We start from the raw sequence: 26,489 nt of genomic DNA on the forward strand, positions 1-26,489 counted from the left end.
CTCGGCTCAAGGGATCGGCGTGCCGAACTGGTAGCTGCTCCGGTAGGCAGCGGGCAGATCCACGACTGTCGGCCACTGGGGAGCGGCGAGCCTGAGGAGACTGGCGGAGGACTGCACATGCCGCAGCACGCCCTTGTCGACGAAATACGTCTCGGGAGAGCCCAGCGTCACGAAGGTGCGGTCCGCGAGCAGCGGTGCTCCGACTGCGAAACCGCTCCTCGTGTCCGTGCTCCAGGAGAAGAAGTAGAGGGGGCGGTTGCCGTTGGCCTCCTGCAGCCGCTGCTGGCTGCGGAGGTGCCGCAGCTGGTTCCCCTGGAGGAGGTAGACGGCGTCCGCGCCGGGAGTCTTCACCAGCACGGCCTCGCCGACCGCGCGCCCCGTCTTCGGGATCGAGGAGCACAGGGAGGCGGGCAGCGGGGTGATCGTCGTTCCGGCCGGCGCGGTCTGCACGCGTGTCAGACCTCCGCCGTCCACGACATACTTCACGTCGCCGCACGCGACCACTGCGGAGAACTTCGCACCGACGGGGGCGTTCTTCGCGAGGGTCCCGCTGGGCACGACACCCGCATCCCGGATACCGGCATCGCGAGCGAGTCCCCAGGTGGGGAGGTGGATGATCTCGGCACCGGTGCCGGCGATGTAGACGTCGGGGGAGCCGTATTCGCGCACGGTCATGCCGGCGGGGAGGATGGCGACTCCCGTCGGGATCGCGGCGGCGTTCGCCGCCGGGATGGTGGCGACGTACGCGCGATCCGCGGCGCTCTGCTGCGCCCATGCGTACGGGTTGACCACGTGGCGCTTGGTGCCGTTCTCCCAGCGGAAGAATCTGTCGTCTCCCTCGGCCTTGAAGTAGGCGCCGACGGCGGTTCCGGTGCGGAAGGAGTCGATGAGCGACGCCCCGAGCGATGTGTACACGGCCATGTTGAAGCCGAGCCTGGTCACCTGATCCGCGGCGGTGAAGTGGTGCTTCGACCCGTCGGGTTCGAGCAGGTACATCCCGCCGTCCCTGGCATCGCGGACGAAGCGGGTCGCCGTCCCCGCGTTGGTGAGGGCCGCGACCGTGCCCGGATCGCTGGTGTGGTACCAGCCGAGAACGGCCATGTACGCCTGCAGATCCGTGCTGGTGGTGATGTGGTACTTGCGCTTGCCCGTCACGAGGTAGATCTCGTTGGCGTTGCTCGCCTTCACGAGTCGGATCGTGGGCACCTGCGTCGACCCGAACCAGTCGGTGAAGTACTGGTAGAAGTTGCGGTTCCCGTGCGCGGAGCACGCGTCGCCCTCGCCGTAGCCTGCGGCCAGCGCGGCGCGGTTCGGCTGGTACGGCGTGTAGTAGTAGAGCGCCGAGGTCGCGACGTTCTCGATGTAGACGGGGCCTCGGCCGCAGCTCGCCTGAGGGTTGTAGAGGATGTTCCAGGTCTTGCCGGGGGCGTAGTAGGTGAAGTACCGACCCTCGGCGTAGATCTTCATCTGACGTGCGGCGCCGTACACCTGGTAGAAGAATCCGGCGTAGGCGGGATCGCACCCGGCCGTGTCGGGGCATCCCTGTCCCATCGCTGCCCGGAACCTGCCCGCGTCAGGGTAGGAGTGGGTCACCAGGCTCTGCTCCTTCTCGAGCATCGTGAGAAGGACCTGCGGATTGATGCCGCAGGACTGCGCGACCTTGTAGATGATCGTCGACGCGTATTCGCTGTACCCGGCGGTGTAGCCGTTGCAGTACGCATCCGCGTTCTTGTTCGGCGTGTGCTGCGAGTAGCTCTTCAAACAGGCGTAGCTCGACCTGCACACCTTCACCTTCGAGTCGAGGAAGGTGTTGATGTCCGAGACCGTCATCGTCGAGCTGTCGAAGAAGACCTCGTCGGCGATGATGTTCCCCGGGCGGAACTTCGAGAGGTCCGCGGTCTTGCGGATGGACGAGTCGACCACCCCGGCGGTGCTCGACGCCGGTGCCTGCGACGCTGCCACTGCCGCCACTCCGCCGGAGAGCGGTGCCGTGGCGGCGCCGGCGGGTGCAGCCACGAGAAGGGAAGCGGCGACGACGACAGCCGCCGCGCTCGCGATGAGGGCGCGCAGGTGGGGGAAGATTGAGCCGGTCACTTGCCCATTGTGGCGGAAATGTACAGATGTTGCCACTGTGATTCGTGTGACGCAAGTCAACATGCCGTGGATCCCAACCTCTCGGGCAGGATGTGGCACGATATGGGGGTGAAAGGCATAATTCTCGCTGGCGGTTCCGGTACCAGGCTGCACCCGATCACGATCGGCATCTCCAAGCAGCTCATCCCCGTGTACGACAAGCCCATGGTCTACTACCCGCTGTCGACGCTGATGCTGGCAGGGATCCGGGACATCCTGATCATCACCACGCCGCACGACGCGGAGCAGTTCGAGCGTCTGCTCGGCGACGGCTCGCAGTTCGGGGTGAACCTCACGTTCGCGCAGCAGCCCTCCCCGGACGGACTCGCGCAGGCCTTCGTGATCGGCGCCGACTTCATCGGCGACGACAAGGTAGCCCTCGTCCTCGGCGACAACCTCCTCTACGGCCCGGGACTCGGAACGCAGCTCAAGCGCTACACCGACGTCGAGGGCGGTGCCGTGTTCGCCTACTGGGTGGCCGAGCCCAGCGCATACGGCGTCGTCGAGTTCGACGCGGACGGACGCGCGGTCTCGCTCGAGGAGAAGCCCGAGCAGCCGAAGAGCAACTACGCCGTGCCCGGTCTCTACTTCTACGACAACGACGTGGTCGAGATCGCCCGCAACCTCGAGCCGAGCGCGCGCGGCGAGTACGAGATCACCGACGTCAACCGCGCCTACCTCGAGCGCGGGACGCTCCAGGTCGAGGTGCTGCCCCGTGGCACGGCCTGGCTCGACACCGGGACCTTCGACCAGATGTCCGACGCCGGAGACTACGTGCGCACGATGGAGCGCCGCACGGGTCTGCGCATCGGCGTGCCGGAGGAGGTCGCCTGGCGACAGGGCTTCCTCAACGACGACGAACTGCGTGAACGCGCGCAGAAGCTCGTGAAGTCCGGCTACGGCACCTACCTGCTCGACACCCTGGAAAGAGGTCGCTGATGTCGAACATCCTCGTCACCGGAGGGGCCGGCTTCATCGGCTCCAACTTCGTCCACTACGCCGTGGAGAACACCGAGCACACCGTCACGGTGCTCGACGCGCTCACCTACGCCGGCAACCGCGCATCGCTCGCGGGACTGCCCGAGGACAGAGTGCGCTTCGTGCAGGGCGACATCACGGACGCCGAGCTCGTCGACCGCCTGACCGGCGAGGCGGACGCGGTGGTGCACTACGCCGCGGAGTCGCACAATGACAACTCGCTGCACAGCCCCCGGCCGTTCCTCGACACGAACATCGTTGGCACGTACACGCTGCTCGAGGCCGCACGCAAGCACGAGACCCGCTTCCACCACATCTCGACCGACGAGGTGTACGGCGATCTCGAGCTCGACGACCCCGAGCGTTTCACCGAGCAGACTCCGTACAACCCCTCGTCTCCGTACTCGTCGACCAAGGCCGGCAGTGATCTGCTCGTGCGCGCCTGGGTGCGCTCGTTCGGGGTGCAGGCGACGATCTCGAACTGCTCGAACAACTACGGCCCCTACCAGCACGTGGAGAAGTTCATCCCGCGTCAGATCACCAATGTGATCCGTGGCATCCGCCCCAAGCTCTACGGCGCGGGCGAGAACGTCCGTGACTGGATCCACGCGAACGACCACTCGTCCGCGGTGCTCACGATCCTCGAGAAGGGCCGGATCGGCGACACGTACCTCATCGGTGCGGACGGCGAGCGCAACAACAAGGATGTCGTCGAGCTGATCCTCGAGGAGATGGGTCAGCCGCGCGACGCGTACGACCACGTCACCGATCGCGCAGGGCACGACCTCCGCTACGCGATCGACTCGAGCAAGCTGCGCACGGAGCTCGGCTGGGCGCCGGAGTTCGCCGACTTCGAGTCGGGACTCGCCGCGACCATCGAGTGGTATCGCGACAACGAGGCATGGTGGGCTCCTGCGAAGGACGCGACCGAGGCCTTCTACGCGTCGAAGGGACAGTGACCGACCGTGGGTGAGATCGCGTTCGGCAAGAAGCTGGGCATCGTGGAGACCGGGATCCCCGGGCTCGTCGTCTTCGACCTCCCGGTGCACGGCGACTCGCGCGGCTGGTTCAAGGAGAACTGGCAGCGCGAGAAGATGACCGCACTCGGCCTCGACGACTTCGGCCCCGTGCAGAACAACATCTCGTTCAACGACGCTGTCGGCACCACCCGCGGCATCCACGCGGAGCCCTGGGACAAGTGGGTCTCGGTCGCGACCGGGCGGATCTTCGGGGCCTGGGTGGATCTCCGCGAGGGCCCGACGTTCGGCGCGGTCTTCACCGCCGAGATCGACCCCTCGAAGGCGATCTTCGTGCCGCGCGGAGTGGGCAACTCCTACCAGACGCTCGAGCCCGACACCGCCTACGCGTATCTCGTGAACGACCACTGGTCGCCGGAGGCGTCGTACTCCTTCCTCAATCTCGCCGACGAGACCGCCGCGATCGCCTGGCCGATCGATCTCGCAGACGTCGAGATCTCGGAGAAGGACCTCGCGCATCCGCGTCTGGCGGATGTCACCCCGATCAGCGCGAAGAAGATCCTCGTGGTGGGCTCCGGCGGGCAGCTCGGGCGCGCGCTGCGCGACGAGTTCGGCGCCGCCGACCACATCGAATGGACCACCCGTGCGGAGTTCGACCTCGGCGATTCCGAGCTCCGCACCGCGCGGCGGTGGCGGGACTACGACGCGATCGTGAACGCGGGCGCGTACACGGCCGTCGATCTCGCCGAGACCGCGGAGGGGCGCCGTGACGCATGGGCGGCCAACGCCTCGGGACCGGCGCGTCTGGCCGCGATCGCCGCCGAGTACGGCGTCACGCTGGTGCATGTCTCGAGCGACTACGTGTTCGACGGCACCTCGACCCGCCCCTATCTCGAGGACGACGTGCTCTGCCCGCTCGGCGTGTACGGGCAGTCGAAGGCGGCGGGGGATCTCGCCGTGGCCACGGCGCCGCGCCACTACATCCTGCGCACCTCGTGGGTCATCGGCGACGGCAAGAACTTCGTCAGGACGATGGCATCGCTCGCCGAGCGGGGGATCGACCCGAACGTCGTGGACGACCAGCGCGGGCGCCTCACATTCGCCTCGGAGATCGCCCGCGCGATCGCGCATCTCCTCCGCACGCGCGCGCCGTACGGCACGTACAACGTCACCGGGTCGGGGGAGCCCCGCACGTGGGCCGAGCTCGCGGGAGACATCTTCGCGCTCACCGGAGCGGATCGTGCGCGGGTCTCCGGGGTCAGCACCGAGACGTACTTCGCCGGTGCGACCGGGCCCGTGGCGCCGAGGCCGCTCAACAGCGTCCTGGATCTCTCGAAGCTCGAGGCCACAGGCTTCGTCCCGCGTGACGCGGGCGAGCAGCTGAAGGAGTACCTGGCGTCGTGAGCGCGTCCGCCACGGCGGTCGCGACCTCCCGAGCGTCTGCGCGCACGCGCAGATTCCGCACCGACATCCAGGCTCTGCGGGCTGTCGCGATCGGTCTGGTGGTGCTCAACCACCTCTGGCCCGATCGCGTGCCCGGCGGATACGTGGGCGTCGACGCCTTCTTCGTCATATCCGGATTCCTCATCACCGGCCATCTGCTCTCCGAGACCGAGAGCACGGGTCGGGTGCGTCTCGCGGCGTTCTACGCACGCCGCATCAGGCGTCTGCTGCCCGCCGCGCTCACCGTCGTGTTCGTGACTCTTCTCGGCGTCTGGCTGCTGCTGCCCTTCACCCGGTGGACCGACAACGCGGTGCAGGCGCTGGCCAGCGTCTTCTATGTGGAGAACTGGACCCTCGCCGCGCTCTCGGTCGACTACTCGGCCCACAATGCCGCCTCCAGCGCGGTGCAGCACTACTGGTCGCTGTCGGTCGAGGAGCAGTTCTATCTCGTCTGGCCTCTGCTCGTGCTCGCGGCCTCCGCGGCCGCCGTGCGCGCGGGCAGAGAGAGCGGTCGCCGACGTCTGCTGTTGATCGTCGTGGCGACGGTCGCCGCCCTCTCCTTCGCCGCGGCGGTCGCCTACACCGCGGGATCGCCGGCGCAGGCGTACTTCGTGACGTTCACGCGCGCATGGCAGTTCGCTGCCGGAGCGGCGATCGCCCTCCTGCCGTGGGGTGTCCTCGGCCGGCTCAATGCCGTCGCCGCAGCGATGCTCGCCGTCGCCGGTTTCGCCGGCATCGCGGTCGCCGCGTTCGTCTTCGGGCCGGAGACCCCGTACCCGGGCGTCGCCGCTCTGCTCCCCGTGCTCGCGACCGTCGCCGTGATCGTCGCGGGTACCGGTCGTCGAGCCCCGCTCTGGGGAATCGCGCGGCTGACCGACGCCAGGCCGGTGCAGTGGGTGGGAGAGGTCTCGTACTCGCTGTACCTGTGGCACTGGCCCTTGATCGTCCTGACGCCCTTCGTGATCGGCGCGCCCCTGTCGCTGTGGTCGAGGATCGGCATCCTCGCCGTCGCGCTCGTCCTGGCCTGGGGGAGCCGGCGCTGGATCGAGGTCCCCGCGCAGCGCGCGAGGTGGTGGCGTGGCACCGGACGCGCCTTCGCGGGCGCGGGGGCGATGATGGCGGTGGTGTCGCTCGTCGCGCTCCTGCTCCTGGGCGGGGCGGCGTCCCGCACGGCGACGGCCGAGGCCGCGCAGGACCCCGGAGGTGCCTGCGTCGGAGCGGCGGCACTCGCCGATCAGGCGCGGTGCGATCCTTCTGCGCCCGTCCTCGACCCGGTCGTGACCCAGGCGGATGCCTATTTCGCCCTCGCGCCGGAGTGCGGAGACCTCGGCGACGATCTCGTGTTCGACGGACGGCAGACGACGCGCGAGTGCGATTTCTCGGACGGCGGAGCGGGTCCCCGGGTATGGCTGGTCGGGGATTCGCACGCGGAGCAGTGGCAGGCGGCCGTCTTCCCCATCGCCCGCGAAGAAGGATGGCAGCTGACCATCAGCTCCTTCCCCGGCTGTCCGCCGGCGGATGTGGCGTTCGTCGGTTTCGACTCCGCCTGGGGCCCGGCCGACTACCTGAGGTGCCGCGACTGGTCGGCGGCCCTGTCCGACGAGGTGGCCGCCGAGAGACCGGACCTCGTCATCACCTCGATGGCCGCACGCCAGCAGCTGATCGATGACGGGAGCGGACGCCCGATGCAGGAGCAGTTCGCGGAGGGGCTCCGGCGCACGTGGAGTCGCTGGACCGAGTCGGGCAGCGCCGTCGTAGCCATCGCGGACACCCCGCTCAACGGGGATGTCCGCGATCTCGACTGCCTCCTGCTGAATCCGCAGTCGCCGGACGCGTGCGCCGTTCCGCGCGCAGCGGCGATGCCCCCCGATCCCGTCTCCCTCGCGGCGAAGGATCCGCTGGCAGGTCTCTGGTCGGCCGATCTCACCTCCCTGCTCTGCGACGAGACCGACTGCTTCGCGGCGGTCGGCGGCGAACCGGTCTTCTATGATGCCGACCACCTGAGCAGCGTGTACGCATCCACGCTCAGCGACGCTCTGCGCGACGTCGTCGACGACGCCCTCGAGGCGTCGTCCGGCGCGCAGCCCTGACCGATCGGGTGGCCGCCCCTCTGCGATAGTCTCGAGGGAACCCGTCTCCGTCACCCGAAGCGGCGGAGAATCCACGCAGCGGCCGAGCGAGCCGGCAGGAGTGCCTCCATGCGACCCGAGACGACGTCGGCGGTGCCTTCGCACCGTGCGGACATCGACGGGCTGCGGACGCTGGCCATCGTCCTCGTCGTCGTCTATCACGTGTGGCTCGGGCGGGTGTCCGGGGGAGTCGACGTCTTCCTCATGGTGTCGGCGTTCCTGCTCACCGGATCGCTGGCCCGTCGTGCCATCACCGGTGCGCCCCTGGCTCTCGGCGCCTTCTGGACCCGCCGCTTCCGGCGCCTCGTGCCCGCTGCGGCGGTGACGCTGCTGGCGGTTCTCGGAGCCGCGTACGCGTTCATGCCTCCCTCGCAGTGGTCGCGGATCTGGAACGAGAGCCTCGCGAGCCTGTTCTACGTGCAGAACTGGCAGCTGGCGTTCTCCGAGGTCGACTACTACGCCCGTGACAGCGCCGAGACCAGCCCGCTGCAGCATTTCTGGTCGCTGTCGGTGCAGGGGCAGGTGTTCCTGCTCTGGCCGGTGCTGATAGGTGTGGTGGCGCTGCTGCTGCGCCGGCGTCGCGATCTCATCCGGGCGGTGCTCGTCGCGGTGTTCCTGGTGATCTTCGTCTGGTCGCTGTGGTTCTCCGTCATCGAGACGCGCGACGCGCAGGCGTTCGCCTATTTCGACACGCGGACACGGCTCTGGGAGTTCGCGGCCGGTTCGCTCCTCGCTCTGCTGCTGCCGCTGATCCGCATGCCGGCGGCAGCGCGGGCGGTGCTGGGCTGGGCCGGGCTCGCGGGCATCGTGCTCTGCGGCATCGTCCTGGACGTGCGCGGGGGATTCCCCGGATACCTCGCGCTCTGGCCCGTCCTGTGCACCGCCGCCGTCATCGTCGCGGGCGCGGGGGAGCAGCGCGGCGGACCCGCGGCACTGCTCGGGTCGCGACCGCTGTCATCGCTCTCATCGGACGCCTACGCGCTCTACCTCGTGCACTGGCCGATCCTCGTGATGTGGATGGTCGTCGCGGAGACCGACCGTGTCGGCCTCGTCGAGGGGGCGATCATCATCGGGATGTCGCTCATCGCCGCGCGGCTGCTGTCCCGGGGGGTCGAGAGGCCCCTTCGCGGGCCCTCCCGCACCGATCGCCCGACGGTCATCCGCGGTGTCGCCGTGATCGCGGCATCGGTCGTGGTCGTCACGGGGGCGACCGCGGGGTGGCGGTGGATGGAGCAGACGCGCACCGCCGAGTTCGCGGCCGCGGCCGCCGATTCCGACTACCCCGGGGCGTCGCAGGTCGAGGTGGCGTTCGAGATCGCCGACCTCGATGCGCCGATGATCCCGACCCCGACGGAGCTGAACGCCGAGTGGGCGGCGGTGGGACCCGCGTGCACCGGCAGATTCGCACCGAGAGACGCCGTGCTCGAGGGAACGTGCAACCAGAGCGAGGACGCCGCGGACGCGGCGATGCGGATCCTGGTGATAGGCGACTCGCACGCACAGCAGCTCTCCGCCCCGCTGATCGCCCTCTCCGAGGACCGGGATCTGGCGATCATCACGATGCTGCGCGGTGGCTGCACGGCGGGCCTCGCGGAGGAATCCCGCAGCCCCACCGAGGCGTCGTGCGAGCCGTGGGCCCGTGCCGCTCTCGACTATGCGAAGGTCATCTCGCCTGACGCGGTGTACCTCGTGGTGACGAGAGCGGACGCCCAGGAGCCCGAGCGCCTTCTGCACGGCATCGAGGAGGCGGTCGACGAACTGCGCGCGGCGGACATCCCGGTGATCGGCGTCCGCGACAACCCACGGTTCGACTTCGACATGTACGAGTGCGCGATCGACGAGTCGCGCGGCTGCGAGGTGCCGAGGGAGTTCGTGCTCGCCGAGGAGAATCCCTCGTCCGTGTTCGCGGACGCCGTCACGACGGTGGATTTCACGCCGTGGCTGTGCCCCTGGGACGTCTGCCAGGCGGCGATCGGCAACATCGCGGTGTACATCGACGACAACCACCTGTCCCGCAGCTACGCGCGAACCCTCTCGCCGTTCCTCGAACGAATTCTCGCGGATTCGGGCCACCTGCCGCCGCCCTCAGCTTGATCGCACCGAGCGCCAGCTAAAATGTGTGAACGCGTGCCCGTCACGGCCCGCGAACCTCGTCACGTCGGTCAGCATCAGGAAAGTTGCATCAATGGATCTCCTCGTCGTCGGGTCTGGCTTCTTCGGACTCACCATCGCTGAACGCGCAGCCGCCGCCGGCCGGAAGGTCACGGTCATCGACCGCCGTCACCACATCGGCGGCAACGCCTACAGCGAGAACGAGCCGGAGACCGGGATCGAGGTGCACCGTTACGGCGCACACCTCTTCCACACCTCCAACCCGACCGTCTGGGAGTACGTCAACCGCTTCACGACGTTCACGAACTACGTGCATCGCGTCTACACGAACCACAACGGCATCGTGTTCCCGCTGCCCATCAACCTCGGCACGATCAACCAGTTCTTCAACGCCGCGCACACGCCGGACGAGGCGCGCGCGCTGATCACCGAGCTGGCGGGGGAGTTCGACCCGAAGTCCGCGCAGAACCTCGAGGAGCGCGGGATCGGGCTCATCGGACGCCCGCTCTACGAGGCGTTCATCCGGGACTACACGGCCAAGCAGTGGCAGACCGACCCGCGCGACCTCCCGGCCGAGATCATCAGCCGACTCCCCGTGCGCTACACCTACGACAACCGCTACTTCAACGACACGTGGGAGGGACTGCCGACCGACGGCTACACCGCGTGGATCGAGCGCATGGCCGACCACGAGAACATCGAGGTCAAGCTCGAGGTCGACTTCTTCGACGAGTCGCAGCCGCTCAACAAGAAGGCCACCGTCGGGCAGGTGCCGATCGTCTACACGGGTCCGGTCGACCGCTACTTCGACTACGCGGAGGGGGAGCTGTCCTGGCGCACCCTCGACTTCGAGGAGGAAGTGCTCCAGACCGGCGACTTCCAGGGAACGCCGGTGATGAACTACGCCGATGCGGGCGTCCCCTACACCCGCATCCACGAGTTCCGCCACTTCCACCCGGAGCGGGAGGACCGCTACCCCAAGGACAAGACGGTGATCATGCGGGAGTTCTCCCGCTTCGCGACGCGCGAGGACGAGCCGTACTACCCCGTCAACACCCCGACGGACCGCTCGGGCCTCCTGGCATACCGTGAACTGACCAAGGGTGAGAACGACGTCCACTTCGGCGGACGTCTCGGCACCTACCAGTACCTCGACATGCACATGGCCATCGGGTCTGCGCTGTCGATGTGGAACAACGAGCTGGCCTGACAGGACTCCCCATGACTGAGAACACGAGAACGAACACCGACTTCGTCGCCGTCAATCACACGGTCTTCCCCACCGAGGGCGTGGCCGAGGTCTCGGCCCTCTACGTCGACACCGGCTCCGGAGACGGCTCCCAGCCCGGAGAGGCGTACGAGATCGTCGGGCGTCGCAGCATCCGTGTGTACGCGCACCGCCGCGTCTCGCTGAGCACCTACTTCAACGCGTTCCCGGCCAGCTACTGGCAGCACTCGACGAACGTCCGTTCGGTCCGTCTCGTCGCATCGGTCGAGGGCAAGGGACTGATCTCGGTGTACAAGTCGAGCGCCCGTGGACGCGCATCGGCGCTCGCCTCGAAGTCGTTCTCCGACGAGACGGTCACCTTCGACCTCCCGATCACCTCGTTCATCGACGGCGGCTCCTACTGGTTCGACATCGCGGCAGGGAACTCCGATGCGACGCTCGTGTCCGCCGAGTGGCAGGTCGCGGCTCCCGAGGACTGGACGCCCGGCAAGACGACGGTGGGCATCACCACCTTCAACCGCCCGTCGTACTGCCTGAACCAGATCATCGCGGTGGGGCAGAACGAGCACGTGCACGATGTGGTCGATCGCGTGATCGTGGTGGACCAGGGCACCGATCTCGTCTCGGATCAGCCGGGTTTCGACGACGCCGCCGCGGCGCTCGGCGACAAGCTGGAGGTCCTGCGTCAGCCGAACCTCGGTGGCTCCGGCGGGTTCTCGCGGGCCATGCTCGAGTCGCTGGGCTCCGAGGAGAGCCGGTACGTGCTGCTGCTCGACGACGACGCGATCTCCGAGCCTGAGGCCATCGTGCGGGCCGTGCGCTTCGCGGACTTCGCGATCACCCCGACCATCGTCGGCGGCGGCATGCTGCACCTCGACGACCGCTCCGTCCTGTACACGCAGGGCGAGGTGTGGGATCAGCGCAAGTCCTGGATGCGCCCCTCCGGCGCCAGCGAGTACGACCACGACTTCGCGGAGGAGACCCTGCGCGAGACCCCGGGGCTGCACCGCCACCTCGGCGCGGACTTCAACGGGTGGTGGATGTGTCTCATCCCGACCGCGATCCTCCGCGAGATCGGTCTGTCGCTGCCGGTGTTCCTCAAGTTCGACGACATCGAGTACTCGCTGCGTGCGCGCGATCACGGGTACCCGACCGTCTGCCTGCCCGGAGTCGCCGTGTGGCACATGGCCTGGCACGACAAGGACCCCACTCGCACGTGGGAGGAGTACTTCATCCACCGCAACCGGGTGATCACCGGTCTCCTCCACTCGCATGTCCGCAACGGCGGGTTCCTTCCGCTGCACTCCTTCCTCGGTGACATCAAGCTCCTGTTCATGCTGCAGTATTCGGCGGTGCGCCTGCGGCACGAGGCCCTGCGCGACGTCATGCGCGGCCCCGCCGTGCTGCCCGATCTGCTCCCGGGCAAGCAGGCGGAGATCCGCGAGATGCGCACGGCGTACATCGACTCGAAGGTCGTCGAAGACCTCTCCGCGCTCCCGCCCGTCCGTCGCTCCTCGTTCGCGATCCTCGGCGGCGTGCGCAAGCCGACGAACCCGATCGCGGCGCTCGTGCTCGCCGCCAGGGTCGGAGCGCGTCAGCTCCTGATCAAGCAGTCGCCAGGCAGCCGCCTCAACCCCGAGCGGATCATCTCGGCGCAGGACATCAACTGGTGGCGGTTCGCCGACATCGATTCCGCGCTCGTGACCTCGCCCGACGGGCTCGGCGTCGCCTGGTACCAGCGTGATCGCTCGACGATGCACCGCTTCCTCCTCCGCAGCATCCGGCTCAACCTCGCTCTGGCGCGGCGCTGGAAGGTGCTGTCCGAGGAGTTCGCGAAGGGCACCCCGAAGGTCACCTCGCCCGATCAGTGGCGGGCGACGTTCGATAAGGTGCAGAAGGACTGAACGCACCTCGCGCCCTCTCGGGCGGCCTGAGCACAGGAGTCACATGAGCAAGTCGACCGTCGGGGCGCCCGGCACGCCTCGACGGTACCTGCATTCGCTGTGGCTGCTGTCGGCGCGCGATCTCAAGGTGCGCTACGCGACGAGTTCGCTCGGCTACCTGTGGTCGGTGCTCGATCCGCTCGTGATGAGCGCGATCTACTGGTTCGTCTTCACCCAGATCTTCCACCGCAGCGTCGGTGAGGACCCGTACATCGTGTTCCTCATCGTGGCGCTGCTGCCGTGGGTCTGGTTCAACTCGTCGGTCTCGGACTTCACACGTGCCTTCCGCAAGGATTCGAGGCTCGTCAGATCCACCGCGATCCCGCGGTCGATCTGGGTGAACCGGATCGTGCTCAGCAAGGGCATCGAGTTCCTCCTGTCTCTTCCGGTCCTCGTGCTGTTCGCGGTGTTCAGCGGGGCGACCGTCAGCTGGTCGCTGCTCTGGTTCCCCGTGGCCATGATCATGCAGGTCGTCCTGCTCGTCGGTCTGGGGCTGCTCGTGGCGCCGCTGTGCGTGCTCTACGTCGACCTCGAGCGCACGACGGCGCTGATCCTGCGGGCGCTCTTCTACGCCTCTCCGGTGATCTACAGCTTCCGCGACCTTCCGGCTCCCTTCCACACGATCGGAGCCTTCAACCCGCTCGCCGGCATCTTCACCCTGTATCGGGTCGGGTTCTTCCCCGAGCTGTGGGAGCCGATGCCCGTGATCGTCAGCGCGGTGATGTGCGTGGCGATCCTCGCACTGGGCATCTGGACCTTCCGCGCCCTCGAGCGCCCCGTGCTGAAGGAGCTGTGATGCCGGTCGCCATCGAAGTGTCAGGACTCGGGGTGCGCTTCCGGCGCAACCGTCGAGGCGGCCGCACGTTCAAGGATCTCTTCGCCGGTGCAGCCCGACGTTCGCGCCCCGGAGAGTTCTGGGCACTGCGGGACGTCAGCTTCTCGGTGCAGCAGGGGGAGTCGATCGGTGTCGTCGGTCGCAACGGGCAGGGCAAGTCGACCCTGCTGCGCCTCGTCGCCAAGGTTCTGCTCGCAGACGAGGGGACGGTGGCCGTCAACGGAGGTGTCGCACCGCTGATCGAGATCACCGGAGGCTTCGTGGGCGATCTGACGGTGCGAGAGAACGTCCGGCTCACCTCCGGCCTGCACGGGATGTCGAAAGACGAGGTGTCGCGTCGCTACGACGGGATCATCGCCTTCGCCGAGCTCGACGGTTTCGAGGACACCCCCTACAAGCACCTGTCGAACGGCATGAAGGTGCGTCTCGCGTTCTCGGTGGTGTCTCAGCTCGACGAGCCCATCCTGCTCGTCGACGAAGTGCTCGCCGTCGGCGACAAGGCGTTCCGAGACAAGTGCTATCGGCGGATCGACGAACTCCTCGCCGACGGTCGCACCCTGTTCTTCGTCAGCCACAACGAGCGCGACCTCCGCCGTTTCTGCACGCGAGGTCTGTACCTCGACGGGGGCGCACTGGTGATGGATGCCTCCATCGCCGAGGTGCTCGACCGGTACAACGCGGACATCGCGACCTGAGAGCGTCCGGAGCCTCGTGCGGTGATCGTCGGTAGGCTCGGGGGAACGGCGCGAGTACCCCCGCTCTCGCCGACACGGCCTACCCGAGGCGGTCCCACCCATGGCTCTCTCTGCTGCGCGCGCGGCGACGAATCTGCGTCGCGCCGCCTCCCGACTCTTCGCCGCGCCGCAGGGCCCGGTCTATCTGGTCTCGGCGGGGGGACAGCCGAACTTCGGCGACGAGTTCATCACTCGCTCCTGGCTCGACTGGCTCSCCGAGCATCAGCCCGACCGCGAGGTGTGGCTCGACACCATCGAGCCGGGGCGCGCCGCTCACCTGTTCCACGACACCCACCCGCGCCTGCGGACGACGAACACTCTGTGGCACATGGCGCACACGGGCCCGGCGGACCCGGAACCCGCCGGCGAGCGGGCCGGCACGTTGCTGCGCGACCTCGGATCCCCACGGTACGACCTCGGGCTCAGGGAGCTGCGCCGGATGGAGTCGGTGCATCTGCTCGGTGGGGGATACATGAACGAGATCTGGCCCGAGAACTTCGGCGTGATCGCGGCGATGACCACGCTGAAGGCGGACTTCGGCATCAGGATCTACGCCACCGGTCAGGGATTCATGCCGGTCAGCGGCGACCTGCGCGAGCGCCTCGCGGAGCAGTTCGCGCAGTTCGACTACGCGGAGGCGCGTGACGCCGACAGTGCGGACGCCGTCGGAGTGCGTGCCGGGGTCGACGATGCCTTCCTCGCGTTCGCGAACAGCCGCGAACTCTACGCGGCCGAGGAGGACGTCCCCGACGCGATGGTCCTGGTCCAGGGCGACATGTTCGACGATGAGGACGACTCCGACCTGCGCGATCTGGTGGAGGCGTTCAGGGCGCAGCACGGCGGCTCGGGAGTCGGCTTCGCCGAGGCGATCCCGCCGGACGACTCGAAGTACGCCGCGGAGCACGTCGACGAGGGGGCGCCGTTCTTCCCCTTCGTCCGCATGTGGGACCACGGCTTTCCGGCCAAGGCGGGGCAGGACTGGCTGACCTCCCGCTTCCACTTCCACCTCCTCGCGGCGGCGGCCGGTGCGAGGGGCACCGTCGTGAACGCGCGTTCGGGGTACTACGACGTCAAGCACGGTTCGCTGATCACGCTCGGCACCGGATGGACCCTGCGCGACGACGTCGATGCCGGAGAGCTGCGCGCCACGGCGGCGGCCGACTTCCCGGCTCGTGCGCGCCTGCTGGGCGAGGAGAAGGCACAGCTCGCCGCACGGCTGTACGCGTCTCCCGAGCGGGACTAGACGCCCGAGCGGGCGGGCGCGTCGCGCGTCAGAGCTCGACGAGCGTCCGCAGGTCCTCCGCGGCCTGGCGGGCCCGCGTGAGCACGTCGGACGACGGGGTTCCTTCTGATGCGCTCGAGCGCAGGTCGGTGAGGGCCTGCTGATAGGCGGCGACGCCGTCGCTCCACTCCGTCGCGATCGACCCGGGAGCGGCGGACTCCGCGAGGCGCTGCGCGTCGGCCTGCAGGGTGTTGAGCACCGAGAGGGACTCCTGGCCGCTGGTCTCGCCGACGATGTCGAGCCCGGTCAGCGAGTCGTCGAGCCAGGTCCGGACGCTGTCGCGGAAGGATCCGAGCGACGGGTCGGGAGCGGTCGGAGGTTCCGTGACGGGGACCGTCGGGTCCGGATCGGGCGTCGTGGTGGGCTCGGGCTCGGTGGTCGGCACGGGGGTCGCGGTCGCGGACGCGGATGCCGTGGGGGACGCGGACGCGGAGGGCGACGGCGATCCGCTCGCGCCCGGGGCCGGTGCCTCGCCCCGGGGGAGGAGGAAGAACAGCAGGACCCCCACGACGACGAGGACCGCGACGACGAGCCCCACGATGAGCGCGATGCTTCCGCGGTTGCTCGGGGCGGGCTCCATGGGCGCCCAACGGACGTCCGGCTGCTGTTCGTCGGTCATGTCGGTCAGCCCTCCAGGGGTGGCATCGGCGTCCAGGAGCGGTCGCGTCCGAGCACGCCGCCCTCTTTGAGTCCGCGGAACAGATTGCTGGTGCCGCGCACGGTGCGCTCCACGAACAGCAGCCGGATGAGCTCCTTGGCGAAGGTCATCGACGTGCCGAGCCCGAACAGGACCGGGTTGTAGGTGCCGTGCACGCGGTAGTACTGCTTGATGTACGCGCGATTGCGCATGATGTAGAAGCGGTAGGCGTTGCTCGACGCGTTCATGTGGCGGATGCCCATGTCCCACTGCTTGATCTCACGGGTGCGCCGCAGCACGAACTCGTCGACGATGACGGCGGTGGTCCTGCGCGAGGCGAGCCAGCCGTACATCTGGTCGTCCCAGTAGATGAAGAACCTCGGGTCGGGCAGGCCGATCTGCGTCACGATCGAGCGGTGGATGAACATGCCCTCGAAGCATCCGCTGTTCATCTCCTTGTAGCCGGAGGAGTCGAAGCCGGACGGGGCGAACGGGATCGGGATGCCCATGCGCTCGGCGATGCGGTACTGCCAGTAGAACTCGCTGCCGTCGTAGTCGTAGCGTCGGCCCTGGATGCTCTTGAAGCGGGGCGTCCACTTTCCCATCTTGGCGAGACCGTCGGGGACGACCTCGACGTCGTCGTCCATCATCCAGATCCACTCGGAGCCCAGTTCGTACGCGGTGCGCATGCCCTCGCTGAAGCCGCCGGAGCCGCCCGTGTTCGTCTCCAGGCGCCGGTACACGAGTTCGGTGCCGAGGCGCTCGCGGAACGAGTCGACGACCTCGGTGGTGTCGTCGGACGACGCGTTGTCGATGATCACGACGTGGCCCGGCTTCGGTTCCATCGAGGCGATGCTCTCGAGAAGGCCCGTCAGCAGGTGGGAGCGGTTGAACGTGACGATGACGATCGTCGCGGACGCCGGGTCGAAGGGGACATGTGTCACGAGGTGAGATCTCCGGAAGCTCGAGTCCGCGGGACGCCGCGGGCACACAACAGCCTACCCGGACGACCTCGGAAACCCCGGCGCGGACTCGAGCGCGTCAGCGCTCCGAGCGCAGGGTCGGGATCGCACCCGTGTGCGCGGCGTCGATGTTCTCGCGCCAGGAGCGGGATTGCCCCGCACGCAGCGCGCACAGGACGAGCATGAACCACCCGGCGCCGACCAGGGTGAAGCTCTCGAACATCGACTCCACCGCGAGGGTGACGAGCATGAGCGGGGTCCAGGCGTACACGACGGATCGGCGGATGCTCGCCACGAGCCAGGAGCGCACGGTCGCGATCCCGCCGAACAGGAGGAAGAGCAGGAGCCCGGCCGTTCCCAGCTGCAGCAGGACGTCGAAGTACGCGTTCAGTGCGCTCTGATGACGATCGTCGAGCAGGAAGTTGATGTAGGTGAAGGGGAACTCGCCGCGCGCCCACGACCCGAACCACCCCCAGCCCTCGAGGGGTTTGAGCGCTGAGAAGTCGAGGATGGTGTTCCACAGCGTCGCTCTGATGGAGAAGTCCGAACCGGCATCCAGCACCGCGATGATCACGTGCCGCAGGGCGAACGCCGCGGCGAGGGCCAGGGCGACCAGGACCCCGAGCACCCACTGGACGAAGGTCCGCCGCTCGCTCGGCGCGTGTCGGACGATCGTGAGAGCGAAGGCCACGACCCCCACCGCCGCCGCCAGCACCAGCACGGTGGGAGAGGAGGAGAAGAACGCCAGCATGGCGGCCAGCCCGATCGACGGGACGGCGATGCGTGGCGTGAGGGACTGCGAGCGCCACTCGATCACGAACGTGATGAGCGCGATCACCGTGACGAAGCCGAGCATGTTGCGGCTGCCGAAGATGCCCTGCACGGGCCCCCCGTCGGCGAGCAGACCCTGGATCCCCAGGAAGGTGAAGGGAGTGTCGAGCAGGACGCCGGAGAGGATCTCCAGCCCGAGCGAGACGACCAGGAGGAGGCGGAGCGTGTCGCCGAGCGCGCGCACGGTCTGCAGGGTGTCGCGGATGTGGCCGACCGTGATGGCGAGGAAGGCGAAGCCGACCAGCTCCAGCCACCCGAGGATCGTGTCGGACTTGTCCGTGCTCCACGCGAGGCTGATCGCCGCCCAGGCCAGGAAGGCGAGAAGTGATGACGGTGCGATGCGCAGGAGCGAGAGCTCCTCCCGCCGCACCCAGAGGATCGCGGCCCCCAGGCCGCACAGAGCGGCGATCACCGTCCCCAGGGTCACCGCAGAAGACGCCCGCTCGATCGTGAAGGAGGCGAAGACCGCGGTCAGGACCGCGATCGTGTAGGCGCGGGCGAATTCTGCGGAGCTGAGCAGGTCCGGCAGTCGGCGCGTCGAGGTCACGGCACCCGCCGGGTTCTCTCGCCGCGTTCGATCACACGCTCGCGTTCGCCGATGCCGACCAGGGGGACTACCTTGATCTTGAACGAGAACATGACCAGGAGCATCCAGCCCCACAGCATGATCGGGGTCGATTCGGTCAGCCCCTGCACGAGCAGCACGGCGGTGAAGAGGCTCGGCAGCAGCGTGAGGGCCGAGTACGGGCGATCGGCGCCCAGGTCCCACCGTGGCCGGTCGATCGCGAAGAACCACGACCTCCACAGCAGGCTGAGGTAGGCGAACGCCATCAGGATGACGCCGAGCACTCCGAGCTGCATGAGCACGTCGAGCCACATGTTGTGCGCGTGGAAGACCGTGATGCCGTGATCCTTGATCCAGCCCTGGAATGCCGGGTCGAAGGGGACCCAGGGGCTGGAGAATCCGTTGCCGAAGAGCGGATGCTGCGCGACCCGCTCCAGGACCGCGCTCCAGATCCGGTCGGATCGACCCGTGAGGTCGGCGCTCCGACCGAGCAGCGCGAAGAGGGGCTCGCGCAGCAGCCACAGCGCTGCGCTCACGACGGCCGTGCCGCCGATGAAGATCACGTACAGCCGCGTGCGTGCGCCCGGAGTGCGGGCGCGGCGCATCAGCAGGGCGACCACCAGCACGAGTGCGGCGGCCGCGGCGCACGCGTACGCGGTGGCAGACCCCGCGCGGAGCAGGAAGTAGGCCGCGAGCAGAGACCACAGCGCGAGAGTCGTGCGCCACCGCGTGCGCGCCGCGAACAGCACCCCGAACGTGAGCAGCGCGAACAGGCAGATGATCGCCAGGATGTTCGAGTTGCCGACGATGCCCTGGATACGGCCTCCGTCCAGGAGGTTCCCGCGCACCCAGTACCAGTGCGGGTCGAGGTCGCCCTCGGGGCGTACGAAGAAGTTCGGCAGGATCGGCTCGTGCACGACGAGAGCGACCCAGAGCTCGATCGCGAGCGAGAGGCCGAGGATCCACTTGAACGTCGAGGCGAGCGCGCGCACGATCTCGTGCCAGGTCAGCACCTGCACGATGAACAGTGCGCCGACGGTCACCGTCGCGAGCAGCACCCAGGTGATGACGGTGGCGCCACGCCACTGCGACCAGGCGACCGAGAGCAGTGCGAGCGCCGTGTAGCCCACCGCCGCCCAGGGGAGGCGGCGCCAGGGGAAGGCGCTCGGTCGGCGGCGGGCGATCATCGGGATGCCGATGGCGAGGGTGGCGATGAGGAAGGCGATCAGGGTGATGAACGCGCCGATCTCGCCGACGACGTTGTAGATCGCCGAGTGCGCGAAGGCGGCGAGCATCATCATGATCACGAATCCGCGCAGCACCAGATGCCCCGTCGATTCGCGCTCGGGCGCGCGGGGCGGGGCCGCGACCGGATGCTTCGTGTAATGCGCCATCGCGTTCAGGCTACCGCGCGCGACTGGCGCCGCACCTGTGGGTGGCGCTGGCGGCCCGTCGGCATCCGTGGCAATACTCTGGTGACATGCTGCTGAGTCTCTCGAACGTGCCCCGCGACTACGCCTGGGGGTCGCAGACGCTCCTCGCCGAACTCGAGGGCCGCGCCGCCTCGGACGCTCCGGAGGCGGAGGTGTGGTTCGGCGACCATCCTGGGGATCCGGCCGATGTGGAGGGCGGATCCACGCTCGATGCCGTCACCGGCGGCTCGCTTCCCTACCTGCTGAAGCTCCTCGCGGCAGCCTCGCCGCTGTCGATCCAGGTGCACCCGACGATCGAGCAGGCCAGGGCGGGATGGGAGCGGGAGGCCGCTCTCGCCTCCGACGACCCGACGCGCAACTACCGCGACGACAACCACAAGCCCGAGCTGATCGTGGCGCTCAGCGAGCGCTTCGAGTCGCTCAGCGGTCTTCGTCCGGTCGACGACACACTGCGCCTGCTGGATGTGCTCGGCACGGGTGCCGGTGTCGGCGCTCTCGCCGCGCGTCTTCGCGGAGAGGGGGACGTCCTGCGTGACACGATCGGCTGGCTCCTCTCCGGGCAGGCGCAGGCCGCCGTCGACGACGTGATCGACGCGGTGCGGTCCGTGACCGCGTCCGATGCGGGGGAGTGGAGCGTCGCGCTGCGTGCGGTGGCGGACGTCTCGCGCACCTACCCCGGTGACCCGGGCGTCGTGGTCGCACTGCTGATGAATCATGTGGTGCTCCAGCGGGGTGAGGCCGTGTTCCTCCGGGCAGGACTGCTGCACGCGTACATCGCAGGTCTCGGCGTCGAGATCATGGCCGCGAGCGACAACGTGCTCCGGGGCGGTCTCACGCCCAAGCGCATCGACGTGCCCGAGCTCCTCGGGATCCTGGACACCACCACCGGGGAGGTCCCGGTGCTCCGCCCCGACGCGGTCGGCGCGGTCACCGAATATCCGGTCCCGGTCGCCGACTTCGCGCTGCGACGGATCGCGCTCGACGGCGCCGACGTGGACGTCGAGGTGGACGGACCGACCATGGTGCTCGCGACCGCCGGACGGGTGCAGGTGCGCGGCGCGGACGGCGAGACGCGGGACGTCCCGATCGGCACCGCGGCCTTCGCGACCGCCGACGAGGGACGCCTCACCGTCGTCGGCGCGGGGGAGGCCTTCGTGGCGTCTCCCGGATCACGCACGGACTGACCTCGACCCGCCGCGCGACACGCCGTGCGAGGCTCAAGAACCTTCAAGATCGGATTGAGGGTTTACGATCCACGACTTGACCGATGGGAATGACACGGGTGTAATTAGTTCTGCGCGGCCCGCCGAGGGGGCGGATATTCAGGGGTTGGAGAGCGAGATGACGGGTTACCGTTCAGACGTACCGGAGAACTGGTTCGTCGATCCGATCAACCTCGGTGTCCCCGGGGTCCGGAAGCCAGATGCCGAAGATGACAGCGCCCTGGCCTGGCAGGCAGACGCGCTGTGCTCGCAGACCGATCCCGAGGCGTTCTTCCCCGAGAAGGGCGGCTCGACCCGCGATGCCAAGCGCATCTGCACCTCCTGCGACGTGCGCGGCGAATGCCTCGAGTACGCGCTCAACAACGATGAGCGCTTCGGTATCTGGGGCGGACTCTCCGAGCGCGAGCGCCGCAAGCTGAAGCGCCGCGCCAGCTGACATCACGTCCGGTCGCCGTCGGCGCCCGCCGTGATCCACGCGGACCGCTTCGCGGCCACGCCGGGTGCCCTGTGCAGCGCAGGCCCGGGGCACGCCTAGGCTGACGACGTCATGCCAGCCCGAGTTCACGCCATCATCGTCGCGCGCCCAGGATCTTCCGCCCGTGCGCAGCTGCTCCGCACGCTCGACGCGCTGCGTGCGCAGACCACACCGCCTGCGGCCGTCACTCTGGTGATGTGCGGTGATGCCGCATCCGCCCGGGAGAGCGCAGCCGTCGCGGCGGCGGTCGAGGGCATCATCGAGGCGCGCGGCACCACCTCCTTCGCGGATGCCGTCGAGCTGGCCCGCCCGCGGATCGCCGAGGGGAGCGCCGTCTGGCTGCTCGCGCACGACACCGCGCCTCACCGTCGCGCCCTGGAGCGACTCGTCGGTATGCTCGAGCGCTCGCCGTCTGCGGCGATCGTCGCCCCGAAGCTCGTGCACACCGACAACGATCGTGAGATCGTCTCGCTCGGCGTCAGCATGACGACGCTCGGACGCTCGGTCGAGCTGGCCGCGGGAGAGCTCGATCAGGGTCAGCACGACGGAAGCGACGACGCCCTCGGAGCCGACATCCGCGGAATGCTGATCCGCGGCGAGGTGCGCGACGCGCTGCGCCCCGATGCCGCACTCGCCGGGGCCGACCAGGGGCTCGACCTCGGCGTTCGCGCACGCCTCGGCGGCGGTCGTGTCGTGCTCGCACCGGCCGCGCGCGTGTCCGTCTCGCCGGATGGTCCCGCCGCGTTGCCGACAGGGCGGAGCAGGCGCGCGTTCGTCACGCGGCTCGCTCAGCTGCACCGCAGACTCGCCTACGCGCCCGCTTTCGTGGTGCCTCTGCACTGGCTCGCGCTGCTGCCGCTCGCTCTCTGGCGATCGATCACCCATCTCGTCGGCAAGCGCCCCGAGGCCGTCGCTCCCGAGTGGGGTGCCGCCGCGACCGCGATGGTCCGGTTCGGTGCGATCGCACGATCGCGCCGGCGGATCCGCTCGTTCCGCACCTCGAGCTGGGCGAGCATCGCCCCCCTGCGGGTCAGTGGAGGCGACCTGCGGCGTCGCCTCGACGACGGGCACGGGAGCGAAGGCGGAGCCGTGAGCGAGCTGCGGTTCTTCTCGGGCGGCGGCGCCTGGGCCGTGCTCGCGGCTCTCGTCGTGAGTCTGGCGACGTTCACCACCGTTCTCGCCTGGCCTGTGCTCGGCGGCGGCGGCCTGCTTCCCCTGCGCGCGACCGTCGGGGCGCTCTGGGACGACGCGGCTTGGGGGCTGCGCGGTCTCGGTGCCGATGTCGTCGGCCCGGCCGATCCGTTCGCCGCGGTCGTCGCCGTCCTGGGGTCGCTGTGGCCGGGAGCGCCGTCGTTCTCGCTCGTGCTGCTGTGGATCCTGGCTCTGCCGCTCGCCGTCCTCGGCGGATGGTTCGCCGCCACCCGCGTCACCGACCGCTCGGGCCTCCGCATCTTCACGGGTGTCGTCTGGGCGCTCGCGCCGACCTTCCTCACGGCCCTGGTCGACGGCCGCCCGACCGGGGTGCTCGTGCATCTGCTTCTGCCCTGGCTCTTCCACGCCGCCGTCGTGACGCATCGCTCCTGGGGGGCGTCGGGCGCGGCATCCCTCCTGTTCGCCGCGGTCCTCGCGTGTGCACCCTCGCTGGCGCCCGCGCTTCTGTTCCTGTGGGTCGTCGCTCTGGGGATCACCCTCGCCTCCGCCCGCTTCCGTGGGGCTGTCCGGCTGCTGTGGCTGCCGGTTCCCGCGATCGCGCTGTTCGCGCCGCTCGTGATCTGGCAGGTGCGGCACGGAACTCTGCTCGCCGTGCTCGCGGACCCCGGATCGATCTGGGCGGGGCCTCAGGTCGCGGCGGACGCCGCCGGTCGCCTCGCACTCGCCTCGGGCTTCCCCACGGGCGGAATCGCCGGATGGACTGGCTGGCTCGGTACGGACCTGGCGCCATGGGCGGGGCTTCTGCTCGCCCCCCTCGCCGTGCTCGCGCTGGTGTCCGCGGTCGCGCCACGGTGGCGCGCGGGCATCACACTGCTCGTCGTCGCCCTGTCGGGTCTCGCCACGGCCTTCCTGGCCGTCGGCATCTCGGTATCGTTCGCGCAGGGTACGCCGGTGGCCATCTGGCCCGGCGCCGGATTGAGCGTCGCCTGGATCGGTCTCACCGGAGCCGCGGTGGTCACCCTCGACACCGCGTTGACCGCGCCACGAGTGCGCCTCGTGAGCGCTGCCGTGGCCGGTCTCGCGATCGCCGTGTGCGCTGCTCCCGCGCTCGCCGCCACCCACTCCGACGAATCCGCACTCCGTGACGGTCCCGTCTCGACGCTCCCCGCCTATGTGGCTGCGCAGGCGGGGGCCGACCGTCCCGTCGGCACCCTCGTCCTCACCCCGCAGAACGACGGCGGGCTCGCGACCGAGGTCGTCTGGGGTGGGAGCGAGACGCTGGGGGCCCAGGCGACGATCCTGTCGACGGCCACGGAGCTGCGCGGCACCGATCTGACCACACTCTCCGTCGATCTCCTCTCGGCCCGGGACTTCGACGCGGCAGGGGAGCTGGGGGATGCCGGCATCTCCTACGTCCTGCTGTCCAGCGCGTCGGACGAGCAGTCCGATCAAGCCCGTGCACTGGGCACATCGGCGGAGAGCTCCCTCGACCAGCGGGCCGGATTCGTGCCGGCCGGGTCCACGGATCGCGGAGTCCTCTACCGTCTCGAGTCCGAGGCATCCCCGCGAGCGTCGCTCTCCGGCGGCGAGCAGGCGACGTCGCGCCTCGTGGTCACGCTGCAGTTCGTGATGCTCTTCGCCGCCCTGCTGCTCTCGGTGCCGACGCGTTCGTCGCGTCGCGCGGCCCGTGCCACCTCGCGCATCGTGGGTCGCGCGCCCGAGGAGCCTCTGGTCCTTCCCCGGCACCCGGAGGATCGGGACGACGACATCCCCGTCGTGCCCGCCGCGGTCGCGGAGTCGGTCGAAGGACGAGGGATGCCGCAGGGCGCCGTCGAGGCAGACGGGACCGCGGTGGCCGATCGGACCGCGGTGGCCGATGGGACCGTGGTGGCCGATGCCGGCCCGGCTGATGCCGCCGAGGCAGAGGGCACGGGCGGTGCCCCGGCACCCGAGGCGGTCTCCGCCGACGGGGAGTCCGGTTCCGATACCGATGAACCCGGTTCGACGACGCATGAGGGAGAGCGGTCATGAGCGGTACGCGCGCATTCCGAGCGGCTGCGACCGGTGCCCGCCTGCTGACCGGCGCGGTCGTCGCAGGCGCATGCGTGGTCGCGGTGGTGCTCGGGGTCACCGCGCCCTGGCCGTCGGTTCAGCACGAGCCCGCGAGCGCGGAGGTGACGCCGCTGCCCGGCGACACGGTGCTCGTGTGCAACGGCGATTTCCGGGCCATCGGCCGTGACCCCGCGAACCCCTTCCAGATGGCGACGGCCGGGTCGCCGGCCCTCTCTGCCGCCGGATCCTCGGGGTCGGCCGAGACCACCCCGCTCGTCGCAGACGACCTCGCCGAGGGGGGCTCCGCGCAGCGTCTGGTCGGAGCGGTGGAGGGACGTGTGGCACCGCTGCTGGCCGCCACCGAGTCGATCTCGCTCGCCGCCGAAGATCTCTCGGGCCTGGCCGCCGCGCCCTGCCGTCCCGCGAGCCAGGACTCCTGGATCGTCGGCGGCTCGGTGCAGACGGGCACGGAGGACCTCATCGTGCTCACGAACCCCGGAGTCGTGCCCTCGACCGTCACCCTTGTCGCCCACGGTTCCGTCCGGGCGTCGCGCACCGTGATCGTGCCCGCCGAGTCGCAGTCGGCCGTGCCGCTGACCTCGCTCGCCGCGGGATCCGATCTGCCGATGGTGCATGTCACCGCCACCGGCTCGCCGGTGCGCGCCGTTCTCCAGTCCTCGCTCACCCGCACGCTCGATCCCGCGGGTGTCGACCTGCAGGATGCCGTGGCCGCCCCGCAGCAGCACGCGGTGCTCCCGGGGGTCCGGCTCTTCGAGACCCAGGGCGACAACGGGGACTCGACGGTCGTGCGCCTGATGTCTCCCGACGCCGATGCGCAGGCGGTCGTGACCGTGAATGCTCTCGGGTCCGCGGCGACGGCCGGGACGTTCGACGTACCCCTGACGGCGGGCGCGCCGACCGAACTGTCCCTGTCCGCGTTGGCGCCGGGGGAGTACACGGTGCGGGTCGACTCCGACACCCCGGTGCTCTCCGGGGTCCGCCAGCAGGAGGGCGGTGGCCCGCAGGACGACTTCGCCTGGGTGCTGCCCGCACCGGAGATCGATGACGAGGTGCTCGCGGCCATCCCGCTCGGGCCCGCTCCCCGGCTGGTGCTCGTGAACACCGAGGACGTCGACGCGACGGTGCAGGTCGAACCCGTCGCCGGCGGCGAGCCCGTCGAGGTCGAGGTCCCGGCCGGTTCGTCGTCGTCGATCGAGGTGCGTCCGCGCACGGTGTACTCGCTGACCGGGTCCGGCCCGATCCATGCCTCCGTGACGATGACCGACACCGGTGCGCTCGCGGTCTGGCCGCTGTGGCCGGCGGCCGGCACGCAGCAGAGCATCACCGTCTATCCCTGACGCCGGG

At 69.2% G+C, this 26,489-nt stretch carries 19 protein-coding genes; 14 read left to right on the forward strand and 5 right to left on the reverse strand.

All coding sequences use genetic code 11. The features are described 5' to 3' along the window. Positions 1–6: 6 nt before the first annotated feature. Positions 7–2,094: a hypothetical protein gene (locus ASD43_RS09100; RefSeq protein ID WP_056416373.1), complete on the reverse strand. Its 2,088-nt coding sequence runs from the start codon at positions 2,092–2,094 to the stop codon at positions 7–9. Positions 2,095–2,202: 108 nt separating this feature from the next. Between ASD43_RS09100 and rfbA the strand changes: the two genes are divergently transcribed. From rfbA to ASD43_RS09150, 10 genes are all read left to right on the forward strand, one after another. Further along, entirely contained in the window at positions 2,203–3,072 is an 870-nt protein-coding gene (gene rfbA, locus ASD43_RS09105) for a glucose-1-phosphate thymidylyltransferase RfbA (RefSeq protein WP_056419405.1), read from the forward strand. Continuing rightward, entirely contained in the window at positions 3,072–4,070 is a 999-nt protein-coding gene (gene rfbB, locus ASD43_RS09110; RefSeq protein WP_056416376.1) for a dTDP-glucose 4,6-dehydratase, read from the forward strand. Before rfbA ends, rfbB begins: the two co-directional genes overlap by 1 nt. Before the next feature lie 6 nt (positions 4,071–4,076). Further along, the gene (locus tag ASD43_RS09115) at positions 4,077–5,492 is read left to right on the forward strand and encodes a sugar nucleotide-binding protein (protein WP_056416379.1); all 1,416 of its coding nucleotides are present in this window, start codon (positions 4,077–4,079) and stop codon (positions 5,490–5,492) included. Further along, positions 5,489–7,621 carry an acyltransferase family protein gene (locus tag ASD43_RS09120; protein ID WP_056416384.1) on the forward strand — a complete coding sequence of 711 codons (2,133 nt, stop codon included), beginning with the start codon at positions 5,489–5,491 and terminating at the stop codon, positions 7,619–7,621. The genes ASD43_RS09115 and ASD43_RS09120 overlap by 4 nt, the downstream gene beginning before the upstream one ends. A gap of 108 nt (positions 7,622–7,729) precedes the next feature. After that, complete coding sequence (locus ASD43_RS09125; RefSeq protein WP_056416387.1) at positions 7,730–9,754, forward strand: acyltransferase family protein; 2,025 nt, start codon at positions 7,730–7,732, stop codon at positions 9,752–9,754. Positions 9,755–9,845: 91 nt separating this feature from the next. After that, positions 9,846–10,982 carry a UDP-galactopyranose mutase gene (gene glf / locus ASD43_RS09130; protein WP_056416390.1) on the forward strand — a complete coding sequence of 379 codons (1,137 nt, stop codon included), beginning with the start codon at positions 9,846–9,848 and terminating at the stop codon, positions 10,980–10,982. Positions 10,983–10,993: 11 nt separating this feature from the next. After that, positions 10,994–12,904 (forward strand): glycosyltransferase, encoded by a 1,911-nt coding sequence (locus ASD43_RS09135; protein ID WP_056416395.1) that lies wholly within the window; start codon positions 10,994–10,996, stop codon positions 12,902–12,904. A 43-nt stretch (positions 12,905–12,947) separates the two neighbouring features. Continuing rightward, entirely contained in the window at positions 12,948–13,739 is a 792-nt protein-coding gene (locus tag ASD43_RS09140) for an ABC transporter permease (RefSeq protein WP_045255464.1), read from the forward strand. Then, complete coding sequence (locus ASD43_RS09145; protein ID WP_056416399.1) at positions 13,739–14,473, forward strand: ABC transporter ATP-binding protein; 735 nt, start codon at positions 13,739–13,741, stop codon at positions 14,471–14,473. Before ASD43_RS09140 ends, ASD43_RS09145 begins: the two co-directional genes overlap by 1 nt. Before the next feature lie 100 nt (positions 14,474–14,573). Further along, complete coding sequence (locus tag ASD43_RS09150) at positions 14,574–15,755, forward strand: polysaccharide pyruvyl transferase family protein (protein WP_056416402.1); 1,182 nt, start codon at positions 14,574–14,576, stop codon at positions 15,753–15,755. A gap of 28 nt (positions 15,756–15,783) precedes the next feature. On the opposite strand, the gene ASD43_RS09155 is transcribed toward ASD43_RS09150, so the two are convergent. From ASD43_RS09155 to ASD43_RS09170, 4 genes are all read right to left on the reverse strand, one after another. Next, positions 15,784–16,413, reverse strand: coding sequence for a hypothetical protein (locus tag ASD43_RS09155; RefSeq protein WP_056416405.1), 630 nt, complete (start codon positions 16,411–16,413; stop codon positions 15,784–15,786). Positions 16,414–16,418: 5 nt separating this feature from the next. Then, positions 16,419–17,375: a glycosyltransferase family 2 protein gene (locus tag ASD43_RS09160; protein WP_056416409.1), complete on the reverse strand. Its 957-nt coding sequence runs from the start codon at positions 17,373–17,375 to the stop codon at positions 16,419–16,421. Between the two features lie 97 nt (positions 17,376–17,472). Continuing rightward, the gene (locus ASD43_RS09165; protein ID WP_056416412.1) at positions 17,473–18,771 is read right to left on the reverse strand and encodes a lipid A core--O-antigen ligase; all 1,299 of its coding nucleotides are present in this window, start codon (positions 18,769–18,771) and stop codon (positions 17,473–17,475) included. Further along, positions 18,768–20,183: an O-antigen ligase family protein gene (locus ASD43_RS09170; RefSeq protein WP_056416415.1), complete on the reverse strand. Its 1,416-nt coding sequence runs from the start codon at positions 20,181–20,183 to the stop codon at positions 18,768–18,770. The genes ASD43_RS09165 and ASD43_RS09170 overlap by 4 nt, the downstream gene beginning before the upstream one ends. A gap of 86 nt (positions 20,184–20,269) precedes the next feature. Between ASD43_RS09170 and manA the strand changes: the two genes are divergently transcribed. The 4 genes from manA to ASD43_RS09190 all read left to right on the forward strand — a co-directional run bounded on the left by manA (position 20,270) and on the right by ASD43_RS09190 (position 26,482). Then, positions 20,270–21,406: a mannose-6-phosphate isomerase, class I gene (manA, locus tag ASD43_RS09175; RefSeq protein ID WP_056416418.1), complete on the forward strand. Its 1,137-nt coding sequence runs from the start codon at positions 20,270–20,272 to the stop codon at positions 21,404–21,406. A 157-nt stretch (positions 21,407–21,563) separates the two neighbouring features. Continuing rightward, the gene (locus ASD43_RS09180) at positions 21,564–21,881 is read left to right on the forward strand and encodes a WhiB family transcriptional regulator (protein WP_082539340.1); all 318 of its coding nucleotides are present in this window, start codon (positions 21,564–21,566) and stop codon (positions 21,879–21,881) included. 111 nt (positions 21,882–21,992) lie between these two features. Beyond that, complete coding sequence (locus tag ASD43_RS09185; protein WP_157550935.1) at positions 21,993–25,103, forward strand: glycosyltransferase; 3,111 nt, start codon at positions 21,993–21,995, stop codon at positions 25,101–25,103. After that, positions 25,100–26,482 carry a DUF5719 family protein gene (locus ASD43_RS09190; RefSeq protein ID WP_056416421.1) on the forward strand — a complete coding sequence of 461 codons (1,383 nt, stop codon included), beginning with the start codon at positions 25,100–25,102 and terminating at the stop codon, positions 26,480–26,482. The genes ASD43_RS09185 and ASD43_RS09190 overlap by 4 nt, the downstream gene beginning before the upstream one ends. Positions 26,483–26,489 lie beyond the last annotated feature (7 nt).

Source organism: Microbacterium sp. Root553, from assembly GCF_001426995.1.
Lineage (GTDB): Bacteria > Actinomycetota > Actinomycetes > Actinomycetales > Microbacteriaceae > Microbacterium.